Source organism: Okeania sp. SIO2F4 (assembly GCF_010672385.1).
GTDB lineage: Bacteria > Cyanobacteriota > Cyanobacteriia > Cyanobacteriales > Microcoleaceae > Trichodesmium.
In genome coordinates, this window is sequence record NZ_JAAHGT010000071.1 from 1 (window position 1) to 18,897 (window position 18,897).

The window sequence follows — 18,897 nt, forward strand, 5'->3', positions numbered from 1 at the left end:
TATATCTCACACAAATTTTACCTGTACTATTCCAACAGAGTTATGATAAAGAAAGTCATAATTATTAAGAAGTGTAAGGATTCCAATGGCAGATCAACTAATTAGAGCTACGGCAGCAGAAGGAGGCATTCGTGCTGTTGGTGCAATTACCACTCGCTTAACCGAAGAAGCAAGACAACGACACAAACTTTCTTGGGTGGCCTCTGCTGCTCTTGGCCGAACAATGGCTGCAGGACTATTATTAGCTTCTAGTATGAAAACTCCAAAATCAAGAGTTAACATTAGTGTCCAGGGCAATGGTCCTTTAGGAGGAGTGCTAGTTGATGCTGGCCTAGATGGAACAGTGCGAGGGTATGTAGAGAATCCTACAATTGAGCTATCGCCAAATCAAATTGGCAAACTTGATGTAGGGAAAGCAGTAGGCAATCAAGGTTACCTATATGTAGTGAGAGACATAGGCCACGGCTACCCATACTCCAGTACAGTAGAATTAGTATCTGGAGAAATTGGAGATGACATTACCCATTATTTAGTCACATCAGAACAAACACCATCAGCTTTAGTGCTAGGAGTATTTGTAGATACAGAAGGCATACAAGCAGCAGGAGGACTTTTGTTACAAGTCATGCCCAAAGCAGCTATAGACGAAGAATTGGTTCAAACCCTAGAATCTCGTATCGCCTCTTTATCAGGATTCACTCCATTGCTACGTTCTGGCAAAACATTACCAGAAATTTTTCAACAACTTTTGGGAGATATGGGCTTAAATATATTACCCGAACGTCAAATAGTTCGTTTTAACTGTGACTGTTCTTTCGAGAGGGTATTAGGAGCTTTAAAAATGTTTGGTATAGACGAACTAAAAGATATGATTGAAAAAGACAACGGTGCCGAAGCAACCTGCGAATTTTGTGGAGAAGTATATCAAGCCAGTCAAGAAGATCTTACACAACTCATTCAAGAGTTACAACAACCTTTCACAGAAGTGCCTATTGGACAATTACGGAAGTTATCTCATTGAAATTCTCCAGACCTTACCCTTGGGCCAAAAACCAGGATTCCTAAACCGTATTACCGAAAAATCAAGGTATAAAGCCTCTCACTCGCCGTGGAGAAAAAAGAAATAATATTTCCTTATATTCAATTCCCGTACGGTTAAAACCCGAGGTAATTATCAATTATCCATTATCAATTATCAATTAATGAAGCACCCCTGAACTTTTCATGTCGCGTAGGGAAACGGGATTTAGGTTGATGCTGCTTCTTGCCTTCTGGGTAGGAGATGCCCTAACAGAGTAGCTTTTCGTTTGTCATGCTCCCCATTCATGTCGGCGACAGACGAAACGCTTTTTATGTCGTGCAGCGAAATATAGCATCTGCCTTCGGCCCTATTCCCTCTTGATAGTCTTACTGTAGATCCACTGGCTGTCACTGGTAGCCCAGTAGCCCTACCTATTAGCGCGTCTAACTTTAAAATATGGGTTAAGTTTCAGTATCCCGGAAGACCTCTCCCCCGACCCCTCTCCTGCTCCGAGAGGGGATAATTTATCCCCATTCCCTTGCAGGGAAAGGGGTTGGGGGGTTAGGTTTTACACACAATTTTAGTCTAGACTAGCTACTATAGTAGTAAGGTGTCTAGCTTTAGAATGTCGGTAAAGCAATTGCTAAGAAGGCAGTAAATTCAATATTATTGGCTTGTATTTACCCACAATTTTAGTTTAGACTAGCTAGTAGTATTACCTCGTCTAGCTTTAAAATGTGGGTAAAGAGCGAGTCAATGAAGACCTCTTCCCCAACTCCTCTCCTGCTCCGAGAGGAGGGATGTTTTACCCACAATTTTAGTCTAGACGCGCTACTAGCTAGTAGTACATTGATTTTAGATTACTGTCAAAAGTACAACCAACATTGATTGGTCTTTATGAGGTACTGTGTACAGAATTACTTCCGTAGATTTATTTCCGCCTTAGCGATACTCCTCATGTTGAGAGAGCGCCAGTCTTAAACCAACGTTTTGATCGATAAATTTTAATAATTCAATCTAAACTACTTTACCGAATAGTTAAGGTAAAAAGCCTCTCCTAATTAGGAGAAACAAGCGGTCGGAAAGCGGAGCATTACCTAGGATGGGATGGCGAGGTCTCCTCGCCATATCCAATCTCCCCTTGAGAAGAAAAAATTTTCACGCTCCGCGTCAATCAAATCCGTTTTAGGGAGAGGTAATTATCCACTATCCATTATCCATTAATCAAATCTTCCCAACGTTGCCCATAGGGCGACAACAAGGGATTTGGTCACATCACGACGTCCGGTTTATATTGCCTCTTACAGAGGAGCTTTCCATTTGTCATGGTACCCATCCATGTCGGCAACAGCTGAAACACTTTTCATGTCGTCCAGCGAAACATATCACCTGCCTAATCGGGGGAACCTCTTTTTTCTCTCAAGACTCGCTCCACAGTACGTTGCCAATCCTACGGCTCCCCTAGACACTTATAGCCTACCAGGCTAATTTACCTGGTGGAGGTGCTCGCGTAATGGTAAAGGAAGCACCAGGAGTGTGGGGAGATGGGGAGATGGGGGGATGAGGAGTGTGGGAGAAATAAAAAAATATATATCCTCACCATTACCATGCAGGACTACCATTTAGCTTAACACAAAGCTCGTGAAAACCTGAATATTGATTTGTTTTCCCATCCCCCTTTTTTAGCTATGCTTTATAAACATCTTTCTTAAGATAAAACTTAGACATTAGAAAAAGGTCATGTTTATTACCATTAAATGGATATTTCGGGAGGGTAAACGTATTTAATTAGAGGCTAAACTTCCCCCACCCCCCCCCATCTCCCTATCATCAAAGGATTTTAGGAGTTCCTTATCAGGGATAGCTTTCACTCGTGGGGATCGAGAGCGCTAATCTTCAACTAACGTTGAGATAATTGGTTGCAAATATGTAAAAAATAGTGTATACCTAGAAACCGCATATAATTAAATTAACTTTAATTTAGATAAAAGCTTGTTTGTAGGCTGAATCAATCCGAAAGTAATGAGAGTTTAATATCTTCGTTGCTTACTGCTCAGGATAAAGCATATATGAATGAAAAGCACAAAACAATAGGCCATGGCCGGATAATCCGTCAGAGGCAATTACCTGAACGTCGGAAAAATCGCGAACAAAGACTGCAAGAACTTAGATCAAATGGCAGTCAGATCAAGACCTACAAATCTCCGGCAAAATACTCTAATCAGGAAAAACATTCAGTTTCCCCAATAAAAAAAACTGAGCCAAAAAAACCAAAACCTCCAAACAATCTAGGTTCTATTTATGGGTTGTTCTGGATAGGACTACTGGTAATAGTTCCCGCTGGAGCAGGTATAACAGCTATGTCGGCTTTGTTTAAGTTACCCTCTCAGGCAGATTGTGAGTCAACTTACTGGCGTACTGCATCTGCTAGTAAACGCCTTTATTGTGCCCAGTTGTTAGCTACTTCCTCAACTGTGGACAGTTTACTTCAAGCAATTAATCTGGTAGATGTTTTATCAAATGACCATCCAATGCGTCCACAAATAGATGGTTATATTGAAAGGTGGTCGAAAAAAATATTGTCCTTGGGAGACTTAGCTTTTCAAGATGGAAAATTAGAAGAAGCTATTACTATTGCCCAAAAAGTTCCCCAGAAAGTGCCAGCTTACCCACTCGTAGAAAAACAGATTCAAGACTGGCAAAAAACTTGGAATCAAGCTCAAGCAAATTACAAGCAGACTCAAGAATATTTGCGTAAAGAACAATGGAATCAAGCTTCCATAGAAGCCTCTCGTTTACTATCAGTGCCAAATGTCCACTGGGGAACAAAAAAATACCAGGAACTAATTAACGATATTAAAAGAACTCGCAAAGAAGGGGCTAAATTAAACGAAGCACGAGATATTGGGGAACAAGGTGGACTAGATAATCTGACAAATGCTATTAAACAAGTTCAAGAAATTGAACAAAAGAGCTATATTTATCAAACGGCTCAAAAGTTAATGGTTAATTTGGGAAAACAAATAATAGACATAGCTTCAGTAAAATTAAACGCAGGAAATTGGCAAGAGGCACTTGATATAGTCAATAAAGTTCCAAAAAATGATGCCCTACAGGAAAAGGTAGAAGATATAGAATTATTAGCTCGTGCCCATTCCCCAGCTAGTTTAGGTACAATAGCAGGACTAGAAGATGCTATAGCTCAAGTTAAAAAACTCAACGCACAACGACCTTTTTACAGCAAAGCTCAACAGTTGGTTGGTCTGTGGCAGCAGGAAATTGCAGATGTCGCCATTATTGAGCAAGGAAAAAAACTAGCCCAACCCAAAGGAATTAGCGATCTAAAAGCAGCGATCGCCAAATTGCAGAGTATTCCTCCCTATAACCCTAGGGGGGAAGAAGCAACTACTTTGATAGAAGCTTGGAGTAGACAACTACAGCAACAAGAAGATCGGCCCTTTTTAGAGAAAGCCGAAAAATTAGCAAGCTTTGGCGATATAACTTCTTTACAAGCAGCAATTGATGAAGCAAGTCAAATTGGTCGGGGGAGAACTCTTTATCAGGAAGCTCAAAAGAAAATTAATAGGTGGACACAAAAAGTTCAACGTTCTCAAGACCAACCAATTCTTGATAATGCACAACTTTTAGCATTGTCAGGTAATACAGAACAGGCAATTGCCACAGCAAAAAAAATTCAACCAGGTAGAATCCTCTATAATCAAGCCTTAGCTAAAATTCAGGAGTGGCAATCTCAACAAGAGGCCAAAAGAAGTTTAGAGAATGCTCGTCAAGCAGCAGTAGCAGCAACAGCAGATGCTTATGCTACAGCAATTACTTTAGCACAGCAAGTACCAACTTCTAGCTCCAGGCAATTGGAGGCTTCCCAATTGATTAATCAATGGAGTCAACAAATATTGTCGATCGCTATGGATGTAGTTAACCGAGATGTGGCAAGGGCAATCTCAATTGCTAGGAAAATTCCGAGAAATAGTCTTGCTTATAATTCAGCCCAGAGTCAAATTAGTCTTTGGCAAAGTTGGCTTACCCCTAATCCATCTGTAGACTATCAGACTCTACCTTCAGATCAATCTCAGCAGTTGAGAGAAGAAAACTCAATTCAATCTCAGCAGTTGAGAGAAGAAAACTCAACTAATCTTACAGATGAGAGAGGTAAACCTTTGGTATCTACACCAAAATTTATCAATAATAACTAGAGTCAAGGGGGATAATTATTGGCCATTGTGAATCTCCACAATACATGGCCAAAAAAAAAGCGATAATCAAAAGCCTAATAACTAACGAAACTAAAGCTTAACTATTCGATGCTCTGAAAAAGGTCAATAAATTGATATATAATTTTTTAGGTAGAATTACCAAAATCTCAACTAAAATTTGTAGAAATGGAGGTTTGTACAAAAGTTGGGCCTTAATTAAAAGATAAATTATAGCTATACTAACCAATTATTCCAGAAAGTAGGTACAGTAAACTATAAGCTAAGTTAAGATTGATAAAATATTTTTCTTTCCACTTCTAAAACTATTTTGTGATGAGGAGATAACTAACGTATGCCAAAGCTTGAAGCAATTCCTACCATGGATTCTCAAATTGAAACCGATCAAACAAAATTTGAAACTGAAACTTACAAAGATGCCTATAGCCGAATCAATGCAATCGTAATTGAAGGAGAGCAAGAGGCTTATGAAAACTATATTAAACTAGCCGAAATGCTTCCAGATAAAAAGGATGAACTGATTAAGCTATCAAAAATGGAAAATCGTCACAAAAAAGGCTTTCAAGCTTGTGGCAATAATCTGAAAGTGACAGCTGATATGGAGTTTGCCAAAAAGTTTTTTGACCCACTGCATCAGAACTTTCAAACAGCAGCATCTACAGGCAATGTCGTAACTTGTCTGTTAATTCAATCTCTAATTATTGAATGTTTCGCGATCGCAGCATACAATATTTATATTCCTGTTGCCGATCCCTTTGCTCGAAAAATTACTGAAGGTGTGGTCAAAGATGAGTACAGTCATCTCAACTTTGGTGAAGTATGGCTAAAAGAGCATTTTGAAGACTCCAAAGCAGAACTACAACAAGCAAATCGCCAAAACTTACCTCTAGTATGGAAAATGCTGAACCAGGTAGAAAAAGATGCTAAGACCTTGGAAATGGAAAAAGAAGCATTAATTGAGGATTTTATGATTGCTTATGGTGAAGCTCTGAACAATATTGGTTTTACTACTGGAGAAATTATGCGGATGTCAGCTTATGGTCTGGTTGCCGCATAGTTAATTTTAATCAATGTGGAAATTAGGATTGGGAATGAGTAATGGCATAACATTTAACAAAAGATTGTTCAAGTGTGAAAATGATACTTGCCAATTTACAATTCTACCCTTATTTCCACATACCATCAGCAATAACTAACCTACTAATAATCAAAACTTAAAATTTTAATGTTTGGTCTAATTGGTCATCTAACTAGCTTAGAACACGCCCAATCCGTAGCAAGAGATTTAGGATATCCAGAATATGCAGATCAAGGTCTTGACTTCTGGTGCAGCGCTCCACCTCAGATAGTAGATACAATCAAAGTAACAAGTATCACAGGTCAGAAAATTGAAGGCAAATATGTAGAATCTTGTTTTCTACCAGAAATGTTAGCTTCTAGCCGAATCAAAGCAGCTACCCGTAAAATAATCAATGCCATGGCCCATGCTCAGAAGAATGGTATCGATATAACTGCTTTGGGTGGGTTTTCATCAATTATTTTTGAGAATTTTAATTTGCAGAAGTTTAAGCAAATTCGCAATATTACATTGGAATTTAAACGTTTCACTACTGGCAATACTCACACAGCTTATATTATCTCTCAGCAAGTAGAACAAGGGGCGCAAAATTTAGGAATTGATTTGTCAAAAGCAACAGTAGCAGTATGTGGGGCAACTGGTGATATTGGCAGTGCGGTATGTCGCTGGTTAAGTACAAAGACAGAAGTAGAAGAATTATTATTGATAGCTCGTAAGCAAGAGCCACTAAAAAATCTGCAAGGGGAATTAGGTAGGGGCAAAATTCTAGAATTAGATACAGCTTTACCTCTAGCTGATATTATCGTTTGGGTTGCTAGTATGCCCAAAGGTGTAGAAATCAATTCAAGTCTGTTAAAGAAGCCCTGTTTATTGATTGATGGTGGTTATCCCAAAAACATGTCTACTAAAGTTCAGCAAGAAGGAATCTATGTTCTCAATGGTGGAATTGTAGAACATTCTCTTGATATTGACTGGAAAATTATGAACATTGTCAATATGGAGGTACCAGGTCGTCAGTTATTTGCTTGTTTTGCTGAGTCAATGCTACTAGAATTTGAAAAGTTATATACTAATTTTTCTTGGGGACGGAATTTAATTACTGTGGAAAAAATGGAATTAATTGGAAAGTTATCTGTTAAGCATGGATTTAAGCCTTTGATGCTTTGAAAAATATAGAAAAAATCTTGAAGTAAGGAAGAGCAGATTTCTTCTAATTTTTTAGAAAAATTTTATAGTTAGGGTTGATTGCTATTTCAAAGATGGTAAATTTTTCATGTTTTTACTAGCATTAATTATTGAATAACCTACAAGATTGATACATTTCTTGGTATAAGACAAGACAGCCTTCCAGAAGAGGAAGAAGTTCCTCTGGAAACTCCACTTCTTTCTCTTTATAGGGCATAAATCCTTCAGAATTACTCACCTGTGAATACCAGAATTTTGCATAAGGCGATAAGTCTCCCGTGTAGAGTAGATTTGAATTTTTTAAGTCTAATTCCCAGGTTAACATTTTTTCCGAAAATGTCACCCCAAGGTAATCGTTGCACAATACCTTTAGACCCCGTGTAGGATTTTTAATTAAATCAGTAGAGTCAATAACAAGGGGTGTTTCTCCTAATATTTCTTCAACTTCTTTAAATAGTTTGTAAAGATAGTGAATTCCCACATCATGCTGATTGACTTTTTTGTCTTTCCTGGCAATTTTATGTAATATTTTTTGATAAGAAATAATTACTTCTTTAGGATTTCTAATCAAAAAAAAGTTATGCAAACTTGGCAACCATTCTCGACCAAATTCTGGTAAAGCGTGCTTTGACAGTTGTGTCTGAAAGGAAAAAGATTTACCCTTCGGTAGTTTTCCTGTTATCTTTTTAATAACATTTTGATAGTTGGTATCATACAGTTTTAAAACGGTTTATCTCTCAGGTTCGCCAAAATCGTTCGTTAAAGCGTATGGAGGGTAAAATGGCCGATCAATCAGCCAGCACTCATCTAACTGTTCAAACGCTCTACCAATCAAAGTAGAACGGCTTCTCGGAGCTGTCCACATAGCAATATGTTTGGTTTGTATCATATTTTTCTTAGTTTTTTCTTGAAAGGACTTTTGCTTTAAAACCGAAATTTCAATCTGTAGACACTTGAAAACTAAAGTAATAGCCTTTGATTTTATCAAGAGGTAGATATTCATCTTCTCTTTTAGCAATCATTTTCCACTTTTTGGCTTGGGTTAGTTCTTCTTCTACGACTTGAAAGCGACGATCTCCCTCTTCATAAAAGTGCTTGCGAACACTATAAACAATATAGCCTCCCTTCTTTGTAATCCTAACCAACTCGCGGAGAGATTCAGCAGGAGCGTGTCCTGGAATAAAAGTCCCTACGCAAATGATAGCATCAAAACAATCGGAAGACAGACCAGAATCAGGCAAATAACCTTGGATAAACTCTGAATAAATATTTCGCTTTTTGGCAATATTCAACATTCCTTCAGAGGGATCAAAAGCAGTAAGTTCTAGATTTTTGTAACCCAGTTTAGCCAGTTGTTCTCCTTGTTCCCCTGTACCTGCTCCCATGTCTAATATTTTCATCGACTCTTGGTAGGGGACAGTTTCTGCAAATAGTTTTGCTGTCACTACAACAGGAAGATTTTCTCCATTGCCACACAATTCATTTTTTACGTGTTCATCAAATTCTTCGGCATATTGATTATAGTGATCTATCAGGTTTTCGGGATCTATATTTTTAGTTTTAAATTTATTGCCCCAATTAGTCATAGTAGATATTTTGCTGTGTTAATTACAGTGTTCTAAAATAGTTGTTAGATGTAGATAAGTCAAGATTTTGGTTGTGACGATGTGGTTTATTCAGTTATCAGTTATAATATAAAATCCGGAGTAATTAGTTATAGTATCGCGATCGGAGTCAGGAGTCAGGAGTCGTAGGGGCGAATGGCCATTCGCCCCTAAAGGGTTTTGGTTATGATGGTGTGGTTCATCAATCAGCAAAAGCGCTGTAAAAGGGGATGGTTGAAATATTATTTCTTGGTCAAAAATCTTGGTGAGTAAATGGTTTAGCATTTTCACCAGAATAAGTGGCAGCAATATGACCGTCCCCAAAAATTTGATATTTATAAGTGACTAATCCTTCTAAACCTACGGGACCTCTTGGTGGCATTTTCTGGGTACTAATTCCCACTTCTGCACCGAAACCATAACGGAAACCATCGGAAAATCTGGTTGAGCAGTTATGGAATACGCCAGCAGCATCTATTTGAGCGAGGAATGTCTCCGCAGCTTTTTCATCCTCAGTGATAATAGCATCTGTATGTCGGGAACCATAAGTATTGATGTGAGCGATCGCTTCTTCTAAACTATTCACAACTTTAACAGACAAGACTAGATCGCTATATTCTGTTGCCCAGTCTACATCTGTCGCTACCTTAACCGATGACAAAATTTGCTTAGTAGCTATGTCACCGCGTAACTCAACCTGACGTTTTTCGAGTTCGGGAAAAACTTCTCGGAGAAACTTAGCAGCAATATCAGTGTGTACTAACAAAGTTTCGGCAGCATTACAAGCAGCAGGATATTGAGTTTTGGCATCAATAGTAATTGCTACTGCTTTTTGAATATCTGCAAATTTATCTACATAAACATGACAAATTCCTTCCGCATGACCTAAAACCGGAATTTGAGTATTTTCTTGAACAAATCTCACAAAAGAATTAGAACCTCTGGGAATAATTAAATTGACATATTGATCTAACTTGAGTAACTCTAGAGTTTCTTCGCGGGTAGTTAATAATTGTACTGCATCAGGGTTAACAGAAGTTGTGGATAAACCTTGACGAATTGCTGTAACTAACTCTTGACATGAATTAGTTGCTTCTTTACCTCCTTTGAGAATGACACCATTTCCTGATTTAATTGCCAATGCTGAAATTTGAATTACAGCATCTGGACGAGCTTCAAAGACTACGCCAACAACACCTAGGGGACAAGTAATGCGTTTGAGAATTAATCCTGCATCCAGTTCCCGATGTATTTGTATCATACCCACAGGGTCAGTCAGAGTAGCAACATTGCGTAAACCAGCGATCGCGCTTTTTAGTTTTGCCTCATCCATTTTCAATCTATTATAGAGCGGTTTGGCAATTCCATCAGTTTCAGCTATCTTGCAGTCAAGTTGGTTTGCTGTAATAATTTTTGGTGCTGCTTTTTCTAATGCTTGGGCAACTGCTTCAATAGCTTGATTTTTGGCTTCTGTAGATAAAACTGCTGATTTTTGTGCTGCTTGACGGGTGGTTTTGGCTATTTCAATCAAAGAAACTTCTGTAATCATTTTACTTTAGGCAAAATTTCAATAATTATTTTCCTATTATATCATTTTTTTCTAATTATTATTAATTATATTTTCAACATTAATCGTTGCACTTAACGTCCAAAACTAAGATTAATTTGTAAGCATTCAGCGGTCAGCCGTCAGCTATTAGCTTCATTACCTTTAAAAGAGGAAAAAGTAATTTAGAGACTCTTTGTAAAATAAGTATTAAGAGAGGATACGAGTGGCTAAAATCTAAAATTAGTAAGACTTAAAGGGATATAAATTTGCTAGATACCAGAAGTATTCAATACATATATTCCTAGATTTTTCTTCACAATATTTGTCTTGATTGTTTTCTCGTTATTCCCTATTCCCAGTTAAGTGTTCCCTGTTCCCTATCTCCTTTTTATATTTCCTGATACATTCAATCTCTTAGAGATTTCAAAGAATTAAAAGTTACTGTAAAAGTCCATCAGTTAAACTTAAAAGTCTATGGAGCTAAATTGTTAGGAGTTGTGTAAAAATAAACTGAACAGTTTTCTTGATGGAAGCTAGATTTCAAAATCTATTTCAGATAAAATTTGTAGAACTTATTTTTACATGATGCCTTAATTAAAAAGCTGAAAGCTGATTGCTAATAGCTGAATGCTTACATTAATTTTTTAAAAAAAACTCTTTTTGTGCAGCAATAACAAAGAAATATTATCTATTTTGAATTGGCAAAAATTTTGCTACAAATTCATACTAATCAGATACTGGAGCGGGAAGTTTGGCGATTTACAGGTAGGTGCAATTCATAAATTTTCTCTACAGAAGTCAAAATGGTTTGAAAAAATTTACAAGTAAGCATTTTCTGCGGAATCCTGCCCATTCATGTCGCGCAGCGAAACAGCTATTAGTAGTCAGCTAATCCTACGGAATGCTTAAATTTACAATATTTCTTATTTTACCTTGAATTTTGCCTGTCTACTTATCTGATTAACTAATTACTCAAATACTAAGATTTATGTCCGGATACTTCTTCTTGTGAATAGAAAGCAATCAGTAGACTAATTGTATATGTAATGGCTTATGGAAATTTTTAAATTTATTTCATTAAAACTCCTACTAATCAAGAAAAATTCCTTCTACAATTGTTATAAAATATCAAAAATTATAACTGTAATATTCTTGAGTCTGTTAACCTTAATTATTACAATTAACAAAGCTGATTTAGCATTAAGTCAGACTTTAGAAAAATCACAAAATAGTAATATTGAAAATCTCAGTCAAGTTAACTCATTAACACCTATTAGCAACATAGTTTATAAACCAATCAAAATAGACGGCAGAGAAATATTCAAAGTCGCTGCAATAGCAGGGCAAGAAATTCAAGGAAACAGCAATACATCTCCCCTCAATATTCGAGTCAAACTGTATGAAAATAATCTCAGACAAACGATTAAAAATTGCTTTGATGCGGATACTCTAAAATTAACTCTTGAAATCCAAGAAAACCAGACTTTAGTATTTGCTTCTGATGCAGAAGAACTGAAAAATCAAGAATTAATTGCTATTAGAGATTTAGATGCTCAAATTCATGGCATATCTAGAGAAGATTTAGCTAATCAGATTATTGGTTTTATGAGAGATGCCTTAATCAGGGCACAGAGAGAACGAAAACCAGACTATTTATTCAGACAATTTTTAATTTCTATAGGGATAATATTAGCTTTGATACTTTTGAGCTTTCTCATATCAATTTTGCAAAAATATTACTTCAATAGATATCAAAAACTGCAAAAACTCATAGAAAGTTTGAAATTGTCTTATCCCCAAATAGATGAGTTGAGAAATAATCAACAATTAAGCACAGTAAAACCAGAATTAACCCTAGGACAAAAACAACAGTTAATATGGGAACAACAGCAAGATAAAAATTATTTTTTCAGAAGTTTATTGCAAGTAATTCATATAATTTTATGGCTGTGTGGTATTGGCTGGATTTTAGGAAATTTTCCTTATAGTCGTTGGCTACAAATTTTCTTACTTTCTTATGCCATGGTGTTAACTACAATCATCAGTACTTACTTAATAATTCAAGCCAGTCCGGTTATAATAAACTGGTTTGCCATTAATAGTTTTCAGAGACTAGAAACAGAAACTTCTGTTCAAAGAACAGTATCACGAGCAATTACTTTTTCCCATACATTGCAAGGAATTGTAATGTTTACATTAGCTTGTCTGGGTATACTTTTGGTATTTCAAAACTTAAATATTTCTCTAATTATCATATTAGTTGGTTTAGGTATTATTAGTTTGACAGTTTCTTTAGGTGGTCATAATTTAGTTAAAGATATAATCAGTGGAATTTTAATCTTGGTAGAAGATCAATATGCGATTGGCGATATTATTGATTTAGATTATACTATTGGCTATGTAGAAGACATGAATTTTCGGGTGACACAATTGCGTGATTCTGGAGGACGCTTAAGTACCATTCCTCATGGCAATATTTCCACAGTACATAATTTGACTAAAGATTGGGCAAGTATTGATTTAAGAATAAAAGTTAATTTAGATACTAATTTAAGTCTAGCATTAAAGTTAATTAAGCAAGTTACTAATGAGTTGATAAATGATGCAAGTTGGGGAGATAAAATTCTCGAACATGCTAGTATTTTAGCTGTAAATAATGTTTCTCAAACGGAAGTAGAAATTACGATTAGAGTGAAAACAATACCAAGAAAACAGTGGAATGTAGCCCGTGAGTTTTGTTACAGATTGAAACAAAATTTTGAGAGAGAGAATATAGCTGTTAATGCTACAATCACTTCAAAGTATAGAAGTTAAGTTGAAGCAGATGTTAGGTTTTAGGTTTTAGCTTGTCATAAAAATCTGAATTTTTAGGAGATATTTAAAAAGTTATTATTGATGTAATAGCTGATTTCTCAACAGATATTAAAGACAGAGTTTTTTTTGTTTTTGGGAGTTGTTATATTAAATCAGGTTTGGTTATGTTGTGACTTATGAAACTAGAGAACAGGGAGGAATTATAAATCAATACCATTTAGTTAAGGATTTTTTTTGCAAATATGTGATTTGCCAGAGAGCTTCTTATTTATGTTTTTATTGAGATTAATTTTTGTCTTATCTGAATCCTATTGAGTTATACCAATTTTATAAATCTTTGCTACAAATGACTAGGCTGTTTATTAGGAGTCAACCCACCCCTAACCCCTCCTAGGAGGGGAAGTCAGGAGTCAGGAGTCAGAATGAATTGCTTCAATACCATTTTTTAGGTCGGAAATTATCTTTTCTGTCAAAGGGACATCTCCTTTCAATAATTAATAATTAATAATTAATAATTAATAATTACCTCTTCTTATACCATTTCTCATGCATTCTTGCTACATCTCCTTGAAAGTAGGGAGTAGGGAGTAGGGAGTAGGGTTAAAAGAAATAAGATATTTTGATTTAATGCCGATAATCTTTACAAAAATTACTGAAGCATTATTATTAGTTAATAACTGAAGTTCCATCGTAAGTATAGCATTATTTTTGGGAATTGGTATTAAAAAGAAGAGGATTGGTTAAAAAGAATTTTTTTGTTCTCTTGGTAGATTGGATATGGCGTTTAGCGTTCCGCACAAGGCGCGTTAACGCGGAGCGACTTGAATTGCGTTTCGCTTTCCTACGGAATAATTGCGCAAACGCGACATGAAACGCGGCTCTGCACTCTTCGGGAGACCTCGGCATCCCATCCTAAGGTCATGCTCCGCATTCATGTCGGCGACAGCCGAAACGACCGCTTTTTTCTCCACGGCGAGTGAGAGGCTTTAAACCTTAATTTTTCGGTAAAATCTTTTAATCACACTTACTATTCGTAATATTCTTTTTTCAAATTGGTATTATAAATATTGTGAAAAAATCAAGCTTGGTATGATATAGCAATTCCCATGGTAGTGAAGTATAAAATTCTAGGTTTTAGGCAACAGTGAAGAGAAAAAAGATAAGCACCTAAACAAAATTTTTTACCAAAAAAAGAGGGCATGCGCCTCCCCTTGGATAGGGGATGAAAAAGCGGTCGGAAAGCGGAGCATTCCGAAGGATGGGATGGCGAGGTTTCCTCGCCATATCCAATCGAGCAAGAGAAATATTTAACTCAGTATTTCAAGCCTCCGAGTTTACTCGGAGGTTCGCTGATAACTGATAACTGTTAACGCAGTTCCTCCGGAGGAGGCTAACTGATAACTGAAATGACCTACCCTAGTTTGATGTGAGGCATACAATATCAGGGTTCAGTCTAACAAAATGTTTCAACAATTAATAATTAATAATTACCTCTTCTTATAAAAAAGAGGATTGGCTAAAAGGATTTTTTTTTGTTCTCTTGGTCGATTGGATATGGCGCACTTCGGAGCGGCTCTGCTTTCTTCGGGAGACCTCGCCATCCCATCCTAAGGTCATGCTGCCTCTTTCAGAGGAGCTTCGCTAACGCAAACGACCACTTTTTCTCCATGAATGGAGAGGCTTTATACCTTAATTTTTCGGTAATTAATTTTGTGTACTTGCTGTACCTAATTAGCCTAAGATACTCTATATTCAATCCAGTTGTAAGTTCTTCAAAAACTTCCTCTTAACTAGTATATAACTCCCATATAATTTTCCCGAGCATCAACAGTATCACAGCCTTAATTTCTCCTAATTTATGAATCCTGAATGCTAAATTATTAAATAAGTAATTAGTCGAATTAAATATTAGAGATTGTCTCTATTATACCCTCCTAAAATTGTTATATAAATTCTCAATAATTAATCACATAAAATTGATAATCTTAGTCAAGCTTATGTAAAATTTATAACTAATGAATAAACCTCAAGATAATGAGAATATACAATAACTAGATACTTGACAAAACCCTATCTTTATAAATGGTAAATCAAAAACACTGGCGACTAAATCCCATGATTGGGTAAAATAACTAAATACTTAATTTATACCCAAGGGTCGAGATAGTGGACCTCTTGACAATTTTGTACTTAATTAAATTAATTAAAAATGATACTTAACAAGAAAATATCAAAATCACTGATATTAAAAGGACTGCTATTGATATTACCTCTGGCGATAATAAATTCTATTACATATCCTACGACTGCTCAAATTAATCCTGGTCAACCTCCAGGAAATCAAAATTCTTCAGGTCGTAGTCTTACTGTTCGCTCCGATATTCAAGAAGCTGATGCTAGAACAGGGGTTGTTACAGCTCGTGGTAATGTCCAAATTAACTACCCTGCCCGCAAAATTCAAGCAACAGCAGCTCAAGCTCAATATTTTAGCCGAGAACGTAGAATTGTTCTTAGTGGAGATGTATTTATACTACAGGATGGTAATACAATTCGGGGAGAAACTGTCACCTATCTGATAGATGAAGGACGTTTTATTGCCCTACCTCAATCCCAAGGGCAAGTAGAATCTATATATGTAGTTCCCGCAGGTCAAGGAGGAGATATAGAAAGTGCTGTTTCTGCACCATTCAATCCAAAGCCAGCATTTAAAACTCCCATAAGTCCATAATCTAAAAGTAACCTTTCTCAACCTTTGTGGGGATGGGGGGATGGGGAGATGGGGAGATGTGGAGGTGGGGAGAGTTGGAGTATTTTTAATCTTTTTCCCGTATTGCTTCTCTAGCACGGACGACTTCACAGCGAGCTTTTCAGACAAACGCAAAGATACCAAATGGATTCTATATACTTAAACTCAGTCAGAGATTACTTCTGACTTCTGACTTGGGCGTAGCACTATACCTTACCAGTATGGGAATTGCTATAATTAACAATTATTATTGACAAATTTGATATTTTATGTATGCTGAACTAGCCTGGAATTAATGAGATATTGATTGTTTCTATAGCTTGGTGAAAAATTTAGAGATTAGACTCTTCAATCATTGAATCTAATGTCTAATTCAATTTTTAACAGCTAGCTTCTAACTCAAATATGAAAATTGTTCTTGAGAATATTCACAAATATTATGGTAAGCGTGCCGTTGTTAGTCGAGTTAATATATTTATTAATCAGGGAGAAATTGTTGGCTTACTCGGTCCTAATGGTGCAGGTAAAACTACTACATTTTATATCGCTACGGGTCTAGAAAAACCTTCACTCGGCACTGTTTTTTTAAATGAGTTAGATATAACAGCTTTACCAATAAACAAAAGAGCAAAACTTGGTATTGGTTATCTAGCTCAGGAACCTAGTATTTTTCGTAATCTCAGTGTCAAAGAAAATATTCTCCTAGTTTTGGAACAAACAAAAGTACCTCGTCGTGAATGGAAAAGGCGTTTAGAGTTTTTATTACATGAGTTTCGTTTAGAAAAGATAGCTTCTACTTTAGGTTCTCAGGTTTCTGGGGGGGAACGTCGGCGAACAGAACTAGCTAGAGCTTTAGCATCTAACCAAGATGGACTGAAATTTTTGTTTTTAGATGAACCATTTGCGGGAGTAGACCCAATAGCTGTTTCTGAGATTCAAAAGATAGTAGGCAAATTAGGAGAACAAAAGATGGGCATCCTAATTACAGACCATAATGTGAGAGAAACTTTGGAAATTACGGATAGAGCTTATATTATGCGAGATGGGCAAATTTTGGCATCTGGAACAGCAGAAGAACTTTATAATAATCCCTTAGTACGTCAATATTATTTGGGTGATAAATTTCAGTTTTGAGGTCTTACCCAAGAAAGTAATTCTGAAGTTTTTAGCACCATTAATTACTAAAAGTACAAACTAGATTATCTTAGAGAAAACCGATCATAAAGTTCAGTTAAATAAACAAAAAAGAGTTGATCGCATAGAAGTTGTCGATAGTGAAAAAGTTTTGCAGCTTTAGGGGGTAGGGAACAGGGAAAAAAGATTGATACAAAACTGTAATAACTATCTTAAAAAGTGTTGTAAACCAGAAAAAATATAATTTTTAAATAGGATAAATAGGATAAATTGAATAAATGAACGATCAATACCAAGGAGTTGCTAAATTTTATGATAAGTTAGTCAAAAAAAATGTAAACTATTATGAAATTGCTACTGAATTTGCTCAAATCATAGGGGAAGCTAGAGATTTATTGGAGATAGGAATAGGCACTGGTTTAGTAGTAGAAAATTTACTGCAGATTGAACCTAACTATAGAATAACTGGAATTGATACCAGTGAATCTTTCTTGGAAGAAGCTCAAAAGAGATTAGGACAAAAAGTTGATTTACATTATCAAAGTGTTTCTGAATTAGATATTGGTAAAAAATTTGATGTTGCTTATTCTCGTGGGGGTGCTTGGACGTTTGTTAATTATGAGTCAGAAACAATGCTCGCTAGTCATATTTTTAGTTCTGTAGATATACAAAAAAGCTTTGATTGTGTTGCTAAACATCTTCAAGCAGGAGGTAGACTAATAATTAGTTTTTCTAATGCTTATACAGATACTTATACAGATAAAGTAATAGAATTGGATAATTGTATTGTTCATAAAAAAATTGCAACTACTCAATTAATCGAAAATGAACTTTATGCTATTCTTGATTATCTTTTTTATCAAAATGACGAGTTAGTAACACAACAAACACTAAAACTTAAATTACTCAGTCATCAAACCTGTACTATGATGCTAGAAAAAGCAGGGTTTATAGAAAAAGATATCAACCCAGGAAAATATTATATCTACTTAAAAAATTAAGCAAAATATTTCTATAGTAACTAACAAAATACTTACACAAAACATACCATCTCTTCCGCCGTACAATTATCAACCTACTCCATATCTTGGTCTTTCATAACAACAAGTAATTGAATTAAGAAATTGATGAAGTACAAACTGGTTTTTGTCAAACTGGTCAAGGTTTTTGGGGTTTTGAACTTCACGATGTTAAACCTGATATTGTCACTTTAGCTAAAGGTATTGGTAATGGAGTACCTCTTGCTGCTGTTGTAACAACACCCGAAATTGCTCAAGCACTTACTCAAAAATTGCACTTTAATACATTTTCTGGAAATCCTGTTTCTTGTGCAGCAGGTAAAGCAGTTTTAGAGACAATTGAAAGAGAAAATCTACAACAAAATTGTTCTATGGTTGGAGATTATTTACTCAAAAGTATTCATATTTTTCCTGTAAAATATGAATGTATTGGTGATGTTCGTGGTTGTGGATTAATGGTTGGTATTGACTTAGTTAAAAATCGGGAAACAAAAGAACTAAATTCTGAGCTTGCA

12 protein-coding genes are annotated in these 18,897 nt (G+C 35.9%); 9 read left to right on the forward strand and 3 right to left on the reverse strand.

All coding sequences use genetic code 11. The annotated features are described in order from the left end of the window. Positions 1-85 precede the first annotated feature (85 nt). The 4 genes from hslO to F6K22_RS07185 all read left to right on the forward strand — a co-directional run bounded on the left by hslO (position 86) and on the right by F6K22_RS07185 (position 7,498). Entirely contained in the window at positions 86-1,021 is a 936-nt protein-coding gene (gene hslO / locus F6K22_RS07170) for an Hsp33 family molecular chaperone HslO (protein WP_293095156.1), read from the forward strand. Between the two features lie 2,069 nt (positions 1,022-3,090). After that, positions 3,091-5,235: a hypothetical protein gene (locus F6K22_RS07175; protein ID WP_293095158.1), complete on the forward strand. Its 2,145-nt coding sequence runs from the start codon at positions 3,091-3,093 to the stop codon at positions 5,233-5,235. Positions 5,236-5,587: 352 nt separating this feature from the next. After that, positions 5,588-6,310, forward strand: coding sequence for an aldehyde oxygenase (deformylating) (locus F6K22_RS07180; protein ID WP_293095160.1), 723 nt, complete (start codon positions 5,588-5,590; stop codon positions 6,308-6,310). A gap of 168 nt (positions 6,311-6,478) precedes the next feature. Beyond that, positions 6,479-7,498: a long-chain acyl-[acyl-carrier-protein] reductase gene (locus tag F6K22_RS07185; protein ID WP_293095163.1), complete on the forward strand. Its 1,020-nt coding sequence runs from the start codon at positions 6,479-6,481 to the stop codon at positions 7,496-7,498. A gap of 121 nt (positions 7,499-7,619) precedes the next feature. On the opposite strand, the gene F6K22_RS07190 is transcribed toward F6K22_RS07185, so the two are convergent. The 3 genes from F6K22_RS07190 to F6K22_RS07200 form a co-directional block, all read right to left on the reverse strand. Next, positions 7,620-8,234: a sulfotransferase-like domain-containing protein gene (locus F6K22_RS07190; protein WP_363273018.1), complete on the reverse strand. Its 615-nt coding sequence runs from the start codon at positions 8,232-8,234 to the stop codon at positions 7,620-7,622. A 220-nt stretch (positions 8,235-8,454) separates the two neighbouring features. Further along, entirely contained in the window at positions 8,455-9,102 is a 648-nt protein-coding gene (locus tag F6K22_RS07195) for a class I SAM-dependent DNA methyltransferase (protein WP_293095166.1), read from the reverse strand. 271 nt (positions 9,103-9,373) lie between these two features. Next, entirely contained in the window at positions 9,374-10,669 is a 1,296-nt protein-coding gene (locus F6K22_RS07200) for a glutamate-5-semialdehyde dehydrogenase (RefSeq protein WP_293095168.1), read from the reverse strand. Positions 10,670-11,821: 1,152 nt separating this feature from the next. Between F6K22_RS07200 and F6K22_RS07205 the strand changes: the two genes are divergently transcribed. The 5 genes from F6K22_RS07205 to F6K22_RS07225 form a co-directional block, all read left to right on the forward strand. Continuing rightward, positions 11,822-13,483 carry a mechanosensitive ion channel family protein gene (locus F6K22_RS07205; RefSeq protein WP_293095171.1) on the forward strand — a complete coding sequence of 554 codons (1,662 nt, stop codon included), beginning with the start codon at positions 11,822-11,824 and terminating at the stop codon, positions 13,481-13,483. A gap of 2,209 nt (positions 13,484-15,692) precedes the next feature. Continuing rightward, positions 15,693-16,211: an LptA/OstA family protein gene (locus F6K22_RS07210; RefSeq protein WP_293095174.1), complete on the forward strand. Its 519-nt coding sequence runs from the start codon at positions 15,693-15,695 to the stop codon at positions 16,209-16,211. Between the two features lie 423 nt (positions 16,212-16,634). After that, positions 16,635-17,363, forward strand: a complete 729-nt coding sequence (lptB, locus tag F6K22_RS07215; protein WP_293095176.1) for an LPS export ABC transporter ATP-binding protein — start codon at positions 16,635-16,637, stop codon at positions 17,361-17,363. A gap of 278 nt (positions 17,364-17,641) precedes the next feature. Next, on the forward strand, positions 17,642-18,364 hold the full coding sequence (locus F6K22_RS07220; protein ID WP_293095179.1) for a class I SAM-dependent DNA methyltransferase: 723 nt from the start codon (positions 17,642-17,644) through the stop codon (positions 18,362-18,364). 122 nt (positions 18,365-18,486) lie between these two features. Beyond that, on the forward strand, positions 18,487-18,897 hold a 411-nt coding region (locus F6K22_RS07225), incomplete at its 3' end, for an aminotransferase class III-fold pyridoxal phosphate-dependent enzyme (RefSeq protein WP_293095185.1).